The 15078-nt window shown below is 70.7% G+C and carries 16 protein-coding genes and 1 tRNA gene; 6 read left to right on the top strand and 11 right to left on the bottom strand.

Translation table 11 applies throughout. The features are described 5' to 3' along the window. Positions 1 to 27 precede the first annotated feature (27 nt). Positions 28 to 330, bottom strand: coding sequence for a YggT family protein (locus ASF57_RS03470; RefSeq protein WP_056180307.1), 303 nt, complete (start codon positions 328 to 330; stop codon positions 28 to 30). 121 nt (positions 331 to 451) lie between these two features. On the opposite strand from ASF57_RS03470, the gene ASF57_RS03465 reads away from it, so the two are divergent. Then, a tRNA-Ala gene (locus ASF57_RS03465) sits at positions 452 to 527 on the top strand. Positions 528 to 609: 82 nt separating this feature from the next. Here ASF57_RS03465 and ASF57_RS03460 read toward each other — a convergent pair. Continuing rightward, entirely contained in the window at positions 610 to 960 is a 351-nt protein-coding gene (locus tag ASF57_RS03460) for a DUF3140 domain-containing protein (protein WP_056479902.1), read from the bottom strand. Positions 961 to 1302: 342 nt separating this feature from the next. Continuing rightward, a complete protein-coding gene (locus ASF57_RS03455; RefSeq protein ID WP_056180313.1) occupies positions 1303 to 1710 on the bottom strand; it encodes a hypothetical protein in 408 nt (135 codons plus the stop codon). A gap of 266 nt (positions 1711 to 1976) precedes the next feature. Between ASF57_RS03455 and ASF57_RS03450 the strand changes: the two genes are divergently transcribed. Continuing rightward, positions 1977 to 2477, top strand: a complete 501-nt coding sequence (locus ASF57_RS03450; protein WP_056479899.1) for an HD domain-containing protein — start codon at positions 1977 to 1979, stop codon at positions 2475 to 2477. A 113-nt stretch (positions 2478 to 2590) separates the two neighbouring features. Here ASF57_RS03450 and ASF57_RS03445 read toward each other — a convergent pair whose 3' ends face one another. The 4 genes from ASF57_RS03445 to ASF57_RS03435 all read right to left on the bottom strand — a co-directional run bounded on the left by ASF57_RS03445 (position 2591) and on the right by ASF57_RS03435 (position 4943). Then, on the bottom strand, positions 2591 to 2878 hold the full coding sequence (locus ASF57_RS03445) for a hypothetical protein (protein WP_056479895.1): 288 nt from the start codon (positions 2876 to 2878) through the stop codon (positions 2591 to 2593). Between the two features lie 339 nt (positions 2879 to 3217). Beyond that, entirely contained in the window at positions 3218 to 3391 is a 174-nt protein-coding gene (locus ASF57_RS26320) for a hypothetical protein (RefSeq protein WP_200935800.1), read from the bottom strand. 140 nt (positions 3392 to 3531) lie between these two features. After that, entirely contained in the window at positions 3532 to 4191 is a 660-nt protein-coding gene (locus tag ASF57_RS03440) for a 3-oxoacid CoA-transferase subunit B (protein WP_056180321.1), read from the bottom strand. A 23-nt stretch (positions 4192 to 4214) separates the two neighbouring features. Then, positions 4215 to 4943 (bottom strand): CoA transferase subunit A, encoded by a 729-nt coding sequence (locus tag ASF57_RS03435; RefSeq protein ID WP_056180324.1) that lies wholly within the window; start codon positions 4941 to 4943, stop codon positions 4215 to 4217. Positions 4944 to 5333: 390 nt separating this feature from the next. On the opposite strand from ASF57_RS03435, the gene ASF57_RS03430 reads away from it, so the two are divergent. Then, the gene (locus ASF57_RS03430) at positions 5334 to 7214 is read left to right on the top strand and encodes an AsmA-like C-terminal region-containing protein (RefSeq protein WP_056479892.1); all 1881 of its coding nucleotides are present in this window, start codon (positions 5334 to 5336) and stop codon (positions 7212 to 7214) included. A 28-nt stretch (positions 7215 to 7242) separates the two neighbouring features. On the opposite strand, the gene ASF57_RS03425 is transcribed toward ASF57_RS03430, so the two are convergent. Genes ASF57_RS03425 through ASF57_RS03410 form a run of 4 tightly spaced genes read right to left on the bottom strand, consistent with a single transcriptional unit; the run spans position 7243 to position 10712 of the window. Beyond that, a complete protein-coding gene (locus tag ASF57_RS03425) occupies positions 7243 to 8016 on the bottom strand; it encodes an ABC transporter permease subunit (protein ID WP_056479888.1) in 774 nt (257 codons plus the stop codon). Beyond that, positions 8013 to 8912 carry an ABC transporter permease subunit gene (locus ASF57_RS03420; RefSeq protein ID WP_056479885.1) on the bottom strand — a complete coding sequence of 300 codons (900 nt, stop codon included), beginning with the start codon at positions 8910 to 8912 and terminating at the stop codon, positions 8013 to 8015. Before ASF57_RS03420 ends, ASF57_RS03425 begins: the two co-directional genes overlap by 4 nt. Before the next feature lie 2 nt (positions 8913 to 8914). Beyond that, a complete protein-coding gene (locus tag ASF57_RS03415; RefSeq protein ID WP_056479882.1) occupies positions 8915 to 10003 on the bottom strand; it encodes an ABC transporter ATP-binding protein in 1089 nt (362 codons plus the stop codon). A gap of 16 nt (positions 10004 to 10019) precedes the next feature. Then, positions 10020 to 10712 (bottom strand): Crp/Fnr family transcriptional regulator, encoded by a 693-nt coding sequence (locus tag ASF57_RS03410; protein WP_056180343.1) that lies wholly within the window; start codon positions 10710 to 10712, stop codon positions 10020 to 10022. A 209-nt stretch (positions 10713 to 10921) separates the two neighbouring features. Between ASF57_RS03410 and ASF57_RS03405 the strand changes: the two genes are divergently transcribed. The 3 genes from ASF57_RS03405 to ASF57_RS03395 all read left to right on the top strand — a co-directional run bounded on the left by ASF57_RS03405 (position 10922) and on the right by ASF57_RS03395 (position 15075). Then, entirely contained in the window at positions 10922 to 12796 is a 1875-nt protein-coding gene (locus tag ASF57_RS03405; RefSeq protein WP_056180346.1) for an ABC-F family ATP-binding cassette domain-containing protein, read from the top strand. Positions 12797 to 13586: 790 nt separating this feature from the next. Next, on the top strand, positions 13587 to 14570 hold the full coding sequence (locus ASF57_RS03400) for an alpha/beta fold hydrolase (protein ID WP_056479879.1): 984 nt from the start codon (positions 13587 to 13589) through the stop codon (positions 14568 to 14570). Between the two features lie 70 nt (positions 14571 to 14640). Then, positions 14641 to 15075: a heme-binding protein gene (locus ASF57_RS03395; protein ID WP_056180351.1), complete on the top strand. Its 435-nt coding sequence runs from the start codon at positions 14641 to 14643 to the stop codon at positions 15073 to 15075. Positions 15076 to 15078: the final 3 nt, after the last annotated feature.

The raw sequence follows: 15078 nt of genomic DNA, 5'->3' as shown, positions 1-15078 counted from the left end.
GGACCGGCTCGCCGCCACGGTGCCGGGTCAGCCCGGATAGACGACGGTCTGGGTCGGCACGAACTCGTGCAGCAGGCGGCTCGCGAACAGCAGCAGCAGCACCAGCACGATCGGCGAGAGGTCGACGCCGCCGAGGTTCGGGAGAATGTTGCGGATCGGGCGCAGCACCGGCTCGGTGAGGCGGTAGAGCACCTCACCGATCTGCGACACGATCGGATTGCGCACGTTCACCACGTTGAACGCGACGAGCCAGCTCAGGACCGCGCTGGCGATGAGGACGTAGATGTAGAGCTGCACGACGGTGTCGAAGAGCCAGATGAAGGCGTTCATGCGCGGAAACGATGTCCTCGTGGCCCGCGCTCGCGGGACGCATCACGCGCACGCAAAGCTGCAGGATTTCTGGAATTGACAGGTCGACGTGGGCAAGCCTAAAAGGCCGCCACCCCGGAACGGGGCTGTAGCTCAGATGGGAGAGCGCCGCAATCGCACTGCGGAGGTCAGCGGTTCGATCCCGCTCAGCTCCACCAGGTTACCCCCAGGCGCGGGGGCTGCCGGTGGTTTTTTCCAACACCCTGCTCGCGAGACATCGCGACGGCCGATCCGGTCCGGTCAGTCGTGCTTGAGCGGATCGTGGCCCCAGTTCATCAGCGACAGGCGCCAGGGCGAGTCCTTCACCGCGCTCTTGTCCTCCGGGCCGCCCTGCTTCAGGTGGCGGTGGACGTAGCCGAAGACCTTCGCCATGTGGGCGTAATCGTCGTCGCTGAGATCGGCTTTCTTGGTCCTCAGCAGCGCGACGATGCGCCGGCCCTCGCGATGGCCCGTGGCCTCGCCGCCGCCCGTCTTCTGTCCGACGGACTGGCTCTCGTCCGTCTCCAGGTAGGCTTCCAGCTTGGCCGGGGTCATGTTCACGGCTTCGTGGAAGGCCGCGTAGGTTTCAGCGTGGTCGTCGGCCTTGGCCATGGTGTCGTCTCCCGAAAAGTCGGGCGAGAAACCGGGGCGAAACCCCGCGGGTTCCGCGCCCGCGACGGCGCGACCCGCACGCCTGGCCTCAGGCGATCAGCCAGGCCACCGCCATCACGCCGGCGAGGAAGATCCCGTACGTCGCCAGGACGGCGACGATCTCACGGTGCTGGATGACGAGGTTTTCAGAGGCGGACAGCATGGCGGTATGGCCGGGTGTGGAACGAACCCACTCATGTCACGGCCGCCCTGAAAATTCGATGATCCCGACTACGGTGCCGGCGAGGAAATTGCCGATGTCTCCCGGCCGCCACAGCCGGGTCCGGCGACCTCCGTCGAGCCTCAGGCGGGAACGCCGGAGGGCTGGTCGAACAGGAAGCCGTCGATCGCCGGAATGGTGACGGCGAGGCCGGCCCCGGCGCCGTAGCTCGCCTTGGTGAGGCGCCACGGCGAATCGGTCCGCGCCCGGATGGCCTCGGAGGGACGCAGGCGGCGCGCCGTGCCGTCGGTCGCGATCTCCTCGATCGTTACGAAGCCGTAGACCTGGAGCCGGGCCGCGATGAGCTTCGTCTCTCGGTCGCCGGCCGCCACCGGGAGGCTGCCGGTGGCGTAGACCGAATCCATCAGTGCGCGCTGCTCGCTGCGGCGGGCCGCCAGACCACCCCGGGGTGCGGCCGCTTCCGTGTGCTGGGTGCGAAGGGCGCGTCGGAAGGGAACCACATTGTCCATCGTCGCCGGAACGCTGCCCATACGCCACTGTCCTCACGCTGTGCCCGAAGGCCGGGGAACGCCCCCTGATGATCCCTTGATTTCGATGGTTCCGCTTAATGGGCCGCTAACGCTGCCGGACGGCGGCGTCCCGTTTCCGGGCCATCGCGTTCCAGAGGCCCCGCGCGATGCGGCGATCGTCCGCGCGCGGGATGGTTTACGGTCCCGCGGAATCGGGGCAGACACGGCGGAAGCGGTCAACGGCGGGCGTTTCCGCGCCCGGCGGCGGCCCTGCCGAAGGACGCGTCATGGCATCCATCTTCGAGGCCCACAGCTTCGCGATCGTCGCGCATGCGGGACAGATCGATAAGGGCGGGCAGCCCTATATCCGGCACCTGGAGCGCGTCGCCAACGCCTCCGTGGCACGGGCGGGCCATGCCAAGTCGGTGGATCGCCTCGCCCTCGATCCGATGCAGGTGATGCAGGCGGCGATCCTGCACGACGTCCTCGAGGACACCCCGACGACGCCGGTGGCCCTGCGCGCCGAAGGTTTCCCGGATGCGGTGATCGCGATGGTCGTGATGCTGACCAAGCCGCCGGAGCCGATGCCCTTGCCCTACGACGTACGCATCGCCGCGCTGATCGCCAAGGGCAACCTCGGCGCGATCCTGATCAAGATGTCCGACACCGAGGACAATCTCAGCCCGGACCGCACCCTCAAGGACGGCGAGGCGCGGCGCGCGGCCTATGCCGAGGCCTTCGGTCGCCTGAAGGCGGCCGCCGCGTCCCTCGGCTACACGGGTGCCTGACGGCCCGACGACAAACGGCCCCACAGCCGTTCAGGCTGCGGGGCCGAATGTCACGAGGCGGCCCGGTCGCGAACGACCGGGCCGGTTGATTCAGCGCTGAGCTGATCGCGCGCTTACTTGCCGCTCGGGGCCGCGCCGCTGCCGGTCTCGCCGTTGCCGCCGCCGGGCGCACCCACCGTCGCGGTGCTCGGGCCGCCCGAGGTTCCGGCCGGCGCCATCGTGGAGCCCGTGCTCGCCGGCGCGCCGGTGCGCTCCATCGACTTCTCGCTGTTGCTCTTCACGCTGCCCGGGTTGTTCATGTTGCCTTCCGCAGACCCGCCGCCGGCGGCGGTCTGGGCGAAGGCCGATCCCGTCAGGGCGAGGGCAAGGGAGCTGGCGATGGCAAAGGTCTTGATGGACATGCTGCGTTGTCTCCAAGTTCTTGGTACGTGGTGGAGTTCTTGGTATGTGGTGGACAAACGCGGCCGTGTCTCATTTGTTCATCCCGGCACGATGATTTTCACCGAGCGCGACAAACATTTAGCGTCATCTTAGTAAGGTGCCGTTTGACCGGCGGACTATTCAGCCTGGGCCGGTTCGCGTGCAATCCAGAGCTGTGACCATGGCCCGATGATCCGGTCTCGACGGGCCGTGGACGCGGCCGCGAGATCGTGCCCCGAGGGGGGCGGCTGGCGCCACCGGTCCGGCACCGGCGACGGGCGCGCGAGGCGGCTTGGACCGCCCCGCTCCTTGGGCTCCGCTCAGGTGTCGCTCTCGGCCCGGTCGGTGTTCTGCTCGGGCTCGTCGACGGTATAGCCTTCGAGCCAATCCGCGCTGTTCTGCGAGCCGGCCGGGTAGGGATTCGCGTCGTCGGGCTGCCCCGCCGCCTTGGCCGCCCGGCCTTCCTCCAGAACCTGCTTCGAAATCGCCGCCATGTGGTTCGCTCCCCTGTTGTCGTCCTGCGTCAGCTAGGGGGCCGAGCACGAGCGGGGACCGGCCGGACGGCAAAAACCCGCCGCGACGGTGCGTCGGGCGGGTTTGGAGGCTTGTTTGCGAGCGAGGGTGCCTGCGGCGGTCAGGCGAGCTTGGTGGTGAACCGCCCGGTGGTCTTGCTGCGGATCTCGTCCTCGGTGACCCCGTCGGCGAGTTCGACCAGCGTCATGCCGCCGTCGCCCTTCTTGTCGATCAGGAAGACGCCGAGATCGGTGATGACCATGTCGACCACGTGGGTGCCGGTGAGCGGCAGGTCGCAAGCCTCGAGCAGTTTCGGGCTCTCCGACCCGTCCTTGCCCTTGGCGGTGTGCTCCATCACCACCACGACCTTCTTGACGCCGGCCACGAGGTCCATGGCGCCGCCCATGCCCTTCACCATCTTGCCGGGGATCATCCAGTTGGCGAGGTCGCCGTTCTCGGCCACCTGCATGGCGCCGAGGATGGACAGGTTGATGTGCCCGCCCCGGATCATCCCGAAGGATTCGGCCGAGGAGAAGTAGCTGGTGGTCGGCAGCGCCGTGATGGTCTGCTTGCCGGCATTGATGAGGTCGGCATCCTCCTCGCCCTCGTACGGGAACGGCCCCATTCCGAGCATGCCGTTCTCGGATTGCAGCTGCACGGACATGCCGTCCGGGATGTAGTTCGACACGAGGGTCGGGATGCCGATGCCGAGGTTCACGTAGAAGCCGTCCTGCAGCTCCCTGGCGGCGCGCGCCGCCATCTGTTCGCGGGTCCAGGCCATGATCGTGGTCTCCTTGTCGGCTCTCAGACGGCGGCGGCGGGCACGGCGGGCTCGCCGCGCGTGCGGGTGGTGCGCTGCTCGATGCGCTTCTCGCGCACCGGCACGTGAACCATGCGCTTCACGAAGATGCCGGGGGTGATGATGGTGTCGGGGTCGATCTCGCCGGGCTGCACCAAGTGCTCGACCTGCGCGACCGTGACCTTGGCGGCGGTGGCCATCATCGGATTGAAGTTCCGCGCCGTCTTCCGGTAGATCAGGTTGCCCTCGGTGTCGCCCTTCCAGGCATGCACGATGGCCAGATCCGCGAACAGGCCGCGCTCCATCACGTAGTCCTCTCCGTCGAATTCGCGGACATCCTTGCCCTCGGCGATCAGGGTGCCGACGCCGGTCTTGGTGTAGAAGGCCGGGATGCCGGCGCCGCCGGCGCGGATGCGCTCGGCCAGGGTGCCCTGCGGGTTGAACTCGATCGCCAGTTCGCCGCCGAGGTATTGCCGGGCGAATTCCTTGTTCTCGCCGACATAGGACGAGATCATCTTGGCGACCTGTCGGGTCTCCAGGAGCTTGCCGAGGCCGACGCCGTCGATGCCGGCATTGTTCGACACCACGGTCAGGCCCTTCACGCCGGACTCGCGGATCGCGTCGATCAAGGCGTCGGGAATGCCGCAGAGGCCGAAGCCCCCGCACATGATCATCATGCCGTCCTTCAGCACGCCGGCGAGCGCCGCCGTGGCGTCCGGATAAACCTTCTTCATGGAAGCCCTCCTGGTGGGTTTGTTCTTCGTCGGCGCGACCGTCACGCGAAAGTCGCGTCCTGCCAAGCCCTTGTGACGAGGCCGCCGTTACATTTCACAGGGCGCGGCATGCCGCCCGGCCTTTGAGCGCGTCGAACTCCGGCGGGCAAGCGATGTCCGGCGATGTGCGTGTTCACCCCCTCGGCGACGTGCATGCGTCTTCGGCGTGCATCCTTCTGCGCAGTGGATGAGACTCCCGCAGCCGGCCGGCTCGGGGAGACAAGCCGGCCGTCGAGGACTATCAGGGATGGTCGCCGGTTCATCCGGCGTCGCGGCTGCCCGGGGCCGATGGGCCTTTCCCCGCGACGATCGCGCACCGCGTCGCTCGGGTCAGGCGCCGGATGGAGTGGAATGCCGCTGCGCCGCATCCTATCGATACTGAGCCTCGGGGCGTTCGGAGCCGCCCTGGTGGCGGCCTGCCTGCCCTGGTCGGTCTCGACGCCGCGGCTGAAGGGCATCGTGGCCCGGGACTTCGTGCGCGCCTACGGGCTCGCCCTGACGGCCGAAGGTCCGACCGACGTGACGCTGCTGCCGCTGCCGCGCCTCGGCTTCCGGAACGTGACCCTCGCGTCGGGGGGCCGCGACGGGCCGGTCCTGGCGCAGGGCGGTACGCTGTCGCTGCAGCTCAACCTTCTCGCGCTGCTGACCGGGCGCCTCGACGTGAACACCCTGACGCTCGACGGCGCGGCGGTGCATCTGCCCGCCGGCGACGGGGATTCACGCTGGGCCGAGCCGATCCGCCTGCTTCAGGCCCGCCTCGCGGCCGACGGCGCCGCGCATCCGCGCCGGATCAGCCTGTCGCGCGCCACCGTCACGGGCTTCGATCCGCGCGACGGATCGCCCCAGACCGCCCGCGACCTCGACCTCACGCTGTCCTGGCCGCTCTGGAGCGCACAGGCCGAGCTGTCCGGCAGCTTCCAGTGGAGCGCGATGCCGACCCGGTTCACCCTCTCGGGCCTGCGGGTGGTCGACCTCCTCGACGGCGGCGTGACCCCCTTCGCGCTCTCCGCGACCTGGTCCGCCGGAACCCTGACGGCCGAGGGCAACGGTCTCGCCCGCGCCGACGGCCTGACGCTGACCGGCCTCGGACAGCTCGAGACGCGGTCCCTGCCGGAGACCCTGGCCTGGGCCGGCGGCACCGTTGCGCTGTCGCCCTTCGTCGGGGCGTTCGGTCTTTCGGGAAGCTTCGAGGTGGACGGGCGCCGCCTCCTCCTGCCCAACGTCCGGGTGTCGTTCGGCGACAACCAGCTCGAAGGGGCCGGCTCCATCGTCTTCGGCCCGGATCGGCCGGCGGTGCAGGCGACCCTGGCGGCCGAGACGCTCAATCTCGCCCCGGCCCTGGCCGACGTGCTCCGGACCGCCGGAATCACCTCCGTCTCCGAGGGCACGCCGGACTGGCGCACGCGCCCCCTCGACCTCGGCCCCTACACCGGCGGCGACCTCGACCTTCGGATCTCGGCGGGGGCCGCCCGGTTCGGACCGGTCCTGGCGGAGGATCTGGCGGCGAGCGTCCTGGTCCGCTCTGGAAACATCGAGGCGTCTCTCGGCCGCGCCACCCTGGCCGGCGGCACGCTGAAGGGGCGCCTCGTGCTGGCCGCCGCGCCTGGAAACCCGGCCGTGACCGATGCGCGGTTGCAGGGCGCCTTCGATCGGCTCGACCTCGCCGCCGTCCCGGCGGACCTGCGCCCGGAGCCCTGGATTCTCGGCGCCGCGCAGGGTCAGTTCCAGGCCGAGGCCTCCGGCGCCGATCTGCAGGCCTTCCTGCGTCAACTCGACGGCCAAGCGACCCTGGCGATCGACGGGGGCACCCTGGTCGGGTTCGACCTGATCGAGGCGGCCCTGCGCCATCGGGCGCCGGTCCGGCAGGTCGGGCGCACGGCCTTCGACCGCGCCGTCCTCGGCCTGCGCTTCCGCGACGGCGTCGGCGAGATCACCGAAGGCACGATGGAGGGCGTCCTGATGGCCGCCTCCCTGCGCGGGACCGTGTCCCTGCCGGACCGCCGCTGCGACACCCTGGCGGAGATCACCGCGCGCGGCGGCCAACCGGAGGGCGCCAAGCGGGCACCGATGCGCTTCCGCATCGCCGGGCCGTTCGGTGGCCTCGACGTCCAGAGCCTGACCCGGGAGACCGAGCCCGACCTGCGCGGCGGCGCCATGGTGCCGCCGAACGGCCCGCGCAGCCCCGCCGCCGGATGGGCGCTCCCGGCCGGAGCCCGCGCCTACGCGCCGTGACGGGCCGGGGCGGCGACCCAGCCGCCGGTCAGGCGAGGCCCTTGCGGCCGCTGAGCCACGAGGCGGTGAGGACGACGGCGGTGACGAGGCCGATGAGCAGCGTCGAGGCCGCGTTGATCTCCGGGTTCACCCCGAGCCGGACCTGGCTGTAGAGCCGCATCGGCAGGGTGGTGGCCCCTGGCCCGGACACGAAGCTCGCGATCACGAGGTCGTCGAGGGACAGGGTGAAGGCGAGCAGGTACCCCGCCGCCAGGGACGGGGCGATCAGCGGCAGCGTGATGGTGGCGAAGACGCGGACCGGGCTCGCCCCGAGATCGGCCGCCGCCTCCTCGAGCGCGCCGTCGAGCCCGTGCAGCCGCGCGCCGACGATCACGGCCACGAAGCCGAGGCCGAGGGTCGCGTGCGCCACCACCAGGGTCAGGATGCCCCGGTCGAGCCCGAAGCCCACGAACAGCAGCAGCAGGGACAGCCCGGTGATCACCTCCGGCATCACCAGCGGCGCGTAGATCAGGCCGGTGAAGAGGCGCCGGCAGGCGAAGCGGCCGCCCCGGTCCAGGGCCAGGGCCGCCAGGGTTCCGAAAACGGTCGCGAGGCTGGCCGCCGCCAGCGCCACGACGAGCGAGACCAAGGCCGCCTCCCGCAAGGGGATGTCGGCCAACAGCACGCCGTACCAGCGCGTCGAGAACCCGCCCCAGACCGTGACCAGGGCCGAGGCGTTGAAGGAGTACGCCACCAGCACCAGGATCGGGCCGTACAGGAAACCGAGCCCGAGAATCAGGGCGATGCGGTCGAGCGCCCTCATCGGCTCGCCTCCGCGCCACCCTGCGCCGTGGCGGCATCGCCATCGCGAAACAGGATCAGCGGGCCGACGACCAGGATGAGGACCAGGATCGCCACCGCGGAGGCGAGCGGCCAGTCGCGGTTGGAGAAGAACTCGCTCCACAGGACGCGTCCGAGCATCAGGGTGTCGGAGCCGCCGAGCAGGTCCGGGATGATGAATTCGCCGACCATCGGCACGAAGCAGAGCAGCGCCCCGGCCACCAGCCCGGGGCGGGCCAGCGGCAGCGTCACGGTCCAGAACACCCGCACCGGCCCGGCGCCGAGATCGGCCGCGGCCTCGGGCAGGCGCGGATCGCTCTTGGCCAACACGGCGTAGAGCGGCAGCACCATGAAGGGCAGGTAGGCATAGGTGAGCCCGATCAGCACCGCCCCCTGCGTGTTGAGGATCTCCAGGGGCTGGCCGATCAGCCCGAGCTTCATCAGGCCCGCGCTCAGCAGCCCCTCGGGCTTCAGGATCGCGATCCAGGCGTAGATGCGGATGAGGAAGCTCGTCCAGAACGGCACGATGAGCAGCGCCACCAGGAGCGGCTGCCGGCGCGCGGGGGCGCGGGCCATGGCGTGGGCGATCGGTGTGCCGACCAGTGCCAGGATCGCGGTGGCGAGGCCCGCCAGGGTCAGGGAGGACAGGGCGGCGTCGCGGTAGAGCGCATCGCTCGCCAGGGTCTCGAAATTGGTGAAGTCGAGGGCTTCGAGGAAGCTGCCCCAGCCCTCGATCCCGGCGCTCCAGTCGAGCACCGGGAGGTAGGGCGGCTGGGCGGTGGCCGGGGTCGACAGGCTGATCTTCAGGGTCAGGATCACCGGAAGCAGTACGAAGGCGGCAAGCCACAGGGCGGGCAGGACCGGCAGAAGGCGCTTCATGCTCACCCCGCCGCCGGCATCAGCCAGGCCCGCTCCGGCGCGTAGGTCACGGCGACGGTCTGCCCCACGGCGGGGGTGTCCGATCCCGTGGGTGCGCTGACGCGCCAGACCGACCCCTCGGCGAGGCGGACCTGAACCCGAACCCGGTCGCCCAGATAGGTCGTCTCGACCACCTGTCCGGCCAGTGCTGGATCGTGTCCGGAGGGGGCGCCGGCCAGGGCGATGCGCTCGGGCCGCAGGGCGATCACCCCCTCCCCCTCGGCCAGATCCGAGGCAACACGCGAGGCCCGCAACGGCCCGAGCGCGGTCTCGAGGGTGACGAGCCCGCCGGGCTCCCGCGCCAGCACCCGACCGGGAATCAGGTTCACATCCCCCAGAAGGGCGGCGACGAAGCGGTTCGCCGGGCGCTCGTACAGGCTGGCGCCGTCGCCGATCTGGACGAGGCGGCCGTCCTTCATCACGCCGATCCGGTCGGCCAGGGCCAGGGCCTCGGCCGGATCATGGGTGACCACGAGGAAGCCCGTGCCGAGGCGCTTCTGCAGGGCGCGCAATTCGCCCTGGGTTTCCTCGCGCAGGGCGCGGTCGAGGGCGCCGAGCGGTTCGTCGAGCAGCAGCACCCGTGGCTCCCGCGCCAGCGCCCGGGCCAGCGCCACCCGCTGGCGCTGGCCGCCCGACAGGGTGTCGGGCCGGCGGGCCGCGAAGCCGTCGAGACGCACGAGGCGCAGCAATTCGGCCACCCGCTCGGCACGGGCCGCGCGCCCCAGCCCGTTCAGCCCGTAGGCGATGTTGGCGGCGACGCTGAGGTGCGGAAACAGGGCGTAGGATTGAAACATCATGTTGACCGGCCGCCGGTGCGGCGGATCGGCGGTGATGTCGGTGCCGCCGAGGCGGATCGTGCCCGCGGTCGGGGTCTCGAAGCCGGCGATCAGGCGCAGCAGGGTGCTCTTGCCGCAGCCCGAGGGTCCGAGCAGGCACACGAACTCCCCGGGCTCCAGGGTCAGGTCGAGTTCGGCAAGGGCCGCATGCGCGCCGAAGCGCTTGCCGAGGCCGGTGCAGGTCAGCCGGCCGGCGGGATCGGGCGTCGACGCCATCGCGTGCGCCGGCGCCTCAGCCGTCCTCGCGCAGCGCTTCCGCGACGCGGGCCTCCAGCAGGTCGGGCCGGCGGATCACCAGGGCGCCGCGCGTCCGGTCGATCAGGCCGTCGGCCGCCATCACGGTGAATTCCCGCGTGACCTGCTCGCGGCGGCAGCCGATGCGGGCGGCGAGCACGTGGTGGTAGGGCGGCGGCGTCACCACCCGCTCGCCGTCGCCGCCGGCGCGCGGCACCGACAGGCGCAGCAGCTCGGCATAGAGCCGGTGGCGCAGATCGAGCAGCGCGTGCTCCATCAGGCGGGTGTTCAGTTCGCGCACGCGCTTGGCCAGCAGCCGGAACAACCGGTCGGCGATGGCCTCGGAGGCGAAGATGATCTGCCGGAACACCGGGGCGGGCACGACGCAGACCTCGCCGCGGGTCAGCGCCGTGACGTTGGCCGAGCGGCCGATGCCGTCCAAAGCCGCCAGCTCGCCGAAGAAGGCGCCGCCGCGCATCTCGCCGAGGATCACTTCCTTGCCGGATTGCGAGCGGTTGAGGATGCGGACCTCGCCGGAGGCCAGGAAGTACACGTCGGTGGAGACGTCGTCGTAATCGACCAGCACCTCGTTCTCGTCGAAGCGACGCCAGTGGCAGCGCGTCTCGTAGACCGACAGCTCGATTCCCGGCTCCTTGAAGAACGGGATGGTCGTCAGCCGTCCTGTGGTCACGCGTCCTGCCCCCTCGTTTGTCGGACCTGATCGATACGCCGTGCAATTCCTGGGTCAAGCTGTCCGGCTCGTCCCACCTGCCGATAGGCGTGGATGCCAAACGCGCGCCAGTTCTGCGAAACGCGCGCCAACGGCGCCAACCCCGCCGGAAGCGGGGCGCGATGCGGCGCCCGCTTGCCACTGACGCCCCGACCCCGCAAAAGCGCGCCATGCTCCGCGTCAACGATCTCACCTACCGCATCGGCGAGCGCCTGATCCTCGACGGCGCCACCTTCGTCATTCCGGACCGCGCCCGGGTCGGGCTGGTCGGCCGCAACGGTGCGGGCAAGACCACCCTGTTCCGGGCGATCCTCGGCGAATTGCCCACCGAGGGCGGTACGGTGTCGATGCCCAAGGGCATGCGCATCGGCGCGGTGGCGCAGGAGGCCCCCGCCGGCCCCGAAACCCTGCACAGCGTGGTGCTCGCCGCCGATACCGAGCGCGCCCGCCTGATGGCGGAGGCCGAGCAGGCCGATGGCCTCCGGCGCGCCGAGATCGAAACCCGGCTGGTCGACATCGAGGCGCATTCGGCGCCGGCCCGCGCGGCGGCGATCCTGCACGGCCTCGGCTTCGACGCGGAGGCGCAGGGGCGCCCCTGCGCCGATTTCTCCGGCGGCTGGCGCATGCGCGTGGCGCTGGCCGCCGTGCTGTTCTCCGAGCCGGACCTGCTGCTGCTCGACGAGCCGACCAACTACCTCGACATCGAGGGCACGATCTGGCTCTACGACTACCTGGAGCGCTATCCGCGCACGGCCGTGATCATTTCCCACGACCGCGACCTCCTCGACGAGTGCGTCGACCACATCCTGCACCTCGATCGCGGCAAGCTCAGCATCTACAAGGGCGGCTACACGTCCTTCGCCCGGCAGGTGGCCGAGAAGCGCGTGCTCCAGGCCAAGGCGAAAGCCAAGCAGGATGCCGAGCGGGCCCATCTCCAGAGCTTCGTCGACCGCTTCAAGGCCAAGGCCACCAAGGCCCGGCAGGCCCAGTCGCGGGTCAAGCGGCTCGCCAAGATGGAGATCATCGCCTCGGTGATCGAGGACGACGTGCCGGCCTTCCGCCTGCCGAGTCCGGAGCGGCCGCTGTCGCCGCCCATCGTCGCCATGGAGCGGGTGCAGGCCGGCTACCCGGACCGGATCGTGCTCTCGGGCCTCAACCTGAGCCTGGCCCCCGACGACCGGGTCGCCCTGCTGGGCGCCAACGGCAACGGCAAGTCGACCTTCTGCAAGCTCATCGGCGGGCGGCTTCCGCCCCTGAGCGGCGAGATGCGGCGCTCCTCCAAGATGGAGGTCGCGTACTTCGCCCAGCACCAGCTCGACGAATTGCGCCCGGCCGAGAGTGCCTATGCCCATGTCCGAGACCTGATGCCGGATGTGCCGGAATCGAAGGCCCGCGCGGCGGCCGCCCGCCTCGGCTTCTCGGGCACCAAGTCCGAGACGCCGGTGTCTCAGCTCTCCGGCGGCGAGAAGGCGCGCCTGCTGATGGGCCTTGCGGCCTTCCGCGGCCCGCACCTGCTCATCCTGGACGAGCCGACGAACCACCTCGACATCGAGAGCCGTCAGGCCCTGGTCGAGGCGATCAACGATTACGAGGGCGCCGTCATCCTGGTCAGCCACGACCGCTTCCTGGTGGAGGCCTGCGCCGACCGGCTCTGGCTCGTCTCGAACGGCAGCGTGAAGGCCTTCGACGGCGACATGGACGATTACCGCCGCTTCGTGCTGGCCGGCCCGGAGCGCGAGGCCGAGAAGGGCACGGCCGAGTCGACCGGCAGCGCCAAGGCGGTGGAGCGGCGCTCCAACGCCGACCGCCGCGTCGCCCTCGCGCCCCTGCGCAAGAAGCTCGAGGGCGTCGAGGCGCGGATGAAGAAGCTCACCGACGCGATGGCCAAGATCGACGCGGCCTTGGCCGACGGCACCGCCTTCCAGGCCAACCCGGCCAAAGCCGGCGAAATCGCCAAGATGCGCTCGGACGCCGCCGCCGCCCTGGAGGCGGCCGAGGAGGAGTGGCTGGAACTCAGCGGCGAGATCGAGGGCGCGACGGCCTGAGCGGGAATCGCGCCGCTCCCTGCGGGGTGGGATGTTTCCCATTCGAAAACCCGCTTGCTCCACCGCGTCATCCCGGGGCCGCGCAGCGGAAGCCCGGGAGCCGGAAACACAGGGGGGCAGGACTTTGCACCGTGGCCGGCTCGGGATTGCAGACCCTTGCCGCGCCCCTTTCGGGGCCGGGCTCGCCTCTGGAGCCCTGGAATGACGGCGCGGTGGCCTTCGCCTTTCCGGGGATGGCGCCGACGCACGCATCTCCGCCCGTGTCGCGCTCATGCGGGCCACCGATCCGCCCGCCGACGGATCGAGCAGCCCGTAAGGCGCAAAGGTCCGTCAATCGCCCGGGACCGTGCGAGCCGACCGCGCCCCCTCTCCTTCCAGGAGAGGGGACCCGTGTTCGAATCATCCTCGCCTGCGCCTGGGATCTCCTCGATCCGTCTCGGGTCACTGGCTGATCACCCGCGTCACCGCCCTCACGCCGCGTGACCGCACCCGACAGGATCGATGGCACACACTTTGATGTGACGCGGCTCTCCGCCCAGTGGATCTCCGGCCTGCCCAGAATTCGTCGAGCTTGCGGGGAGGCGTTGGAGGCGGGGGTGGTCGGGTGACCTTCGACCTGCTGAGGCCGGCGGAGCCACCCCCACTCCCAACCTCTCCCCACAAGGGGGAGAGGGACGCGTTCTGCTGCCGCAGACACCCGCGCATTTTCCCCTCCATCCCGCCTCCGGCCCGGCAACATTCCCCACCGCCGGGGCGTTTCCGACCGCGTGCAACCGGAGGGAACCCGACGATGCCCCATCGACCCCGCCGCCGGATCGGGCCTCTGCTGGCGCTGCTGCCGCTCGGTGCTGCCGGCGCCTGGATCGCCTATAGTCGCCTCGGCATCGATCATCGCCGCCGCATGCACCCGGCCCTCCCCGGCCGGCAGGAATGCCTGGCCAGCGCGGCCGGCGGCCTCAGCTTCGCTGCGGCCGGACCCGCCGAGGGCGTGCCGCTGCTGCTGATCCACTCGGTCAATGCGGCGGCCAACGCCTACGAGGTCCGGCCGCTCTACCGCCATTACGCCAAGGAACGTCCGGTCTACGCCCTCGACCTGCCCGGCTTCGGCTTCTCCGAGCGCAGCGACCGGATCTACACGCCGGAGCTGATGACGCAGGCGATCCACGCCATGGCGGCGGAGATCCGGCGGCGCCACCCCGGCACGGCCATCGATGCGGTGGCCTTGTCGCTGTCGGCGGAATTTCTCGCGCGCGCCGCCCTGGAGCGGCCGGACGATTACCGCAGCCTGGGCCTGATCAGCCCGACCGGGTTCGACAAGCGCTATGCGCGCCGCAACCCGTCCGGCAGCGACACGGCCCGCGCGGTGGCGGCCTGTCCCCTCTGGGGCCGGGCCCTGTTCGACCTCCTGGTCAGCCGCCCCAGCATGCGCTTCTTCCTCGAGAAGACCTGGGGCTCGCGCGACATCGACGAGGGCCTGCTCGCCTACGACCAGGTCTCGGCCCACCAGCCGGGCGCCGAATTCGCACCCTTCTCGTTCCTCGCCGGCCACCTCTTCGCCACCGAGACCGGCCAGGTCTATCCCCGGCTCGACCGGCCGGTCTGGATGGTCCACGGCACCCGCGGCGACTTCGTCGATTACCGTCATGCCGACCGCTTCCGGGATGATCCGCGCTGGACCGTCGAGGTGCTGGAGACCGGCGCCTTCCCGCATTTCGAGCGTCTGAACGCGGTCACCGCCCGCTACGACGCCTTCCTGGCCCGGCTCGGGCGCTGAGCCCCTGGTCGCTCGCGTCGCTCCGGGTTAGTCGAGGGGTACGCCCGTTTGAGAACAGCCCGGAGCCCCGATGTCCGACCTCACCCTCGCCGCTGCCCAGACCATCGTCGCCACCGCCCTGGAGACCGCCCGCGCCCACGCGCTCAAGCCCTTGGCGGTGGTGGTCTACGATGCGCGCGGTGCCCTGAAGGCGCTGGGCGCGGAGGATGGCACCTCCCTGCGCCGGACCGAGGTGGCGATGGGCAAGGCCAATGGCTGCCTCGCTCTCGGCCTCGGCGGCCGCGCGATCCACAAGCGCGCCGAGGAGCAGGCCTACTTCGTCGCCGCGGTCAGCCATCTCGTCGGCCCCGCCGCCCTCGTGCCGGTGCCGGGCGGCGTCCTCATCCGCTCCGGCGACGCGGTGATCGGCGCGGTCGGCATCTCGGGCGACACCTCCGACAATGACGAGCTCTGCGCGGTGGCCGGCATCGAGGCGGCGGGCCTCATCGCGCAGACCGGCGCCTGATCC

It is taken from the genome of Methylobacterium sp. Leaf117 (assembly GCF_001422985.1).
GTDB lineage: Bacteria > Pseudomonadota > Alphaproteobacteria > Rhizobiales > Beijerinckiaceae > Methylobacterium.
Note: the sequence above shows the minus strand (reverse complement) of the source record. Positions and strands in the feature narration are given on the sequence as shown.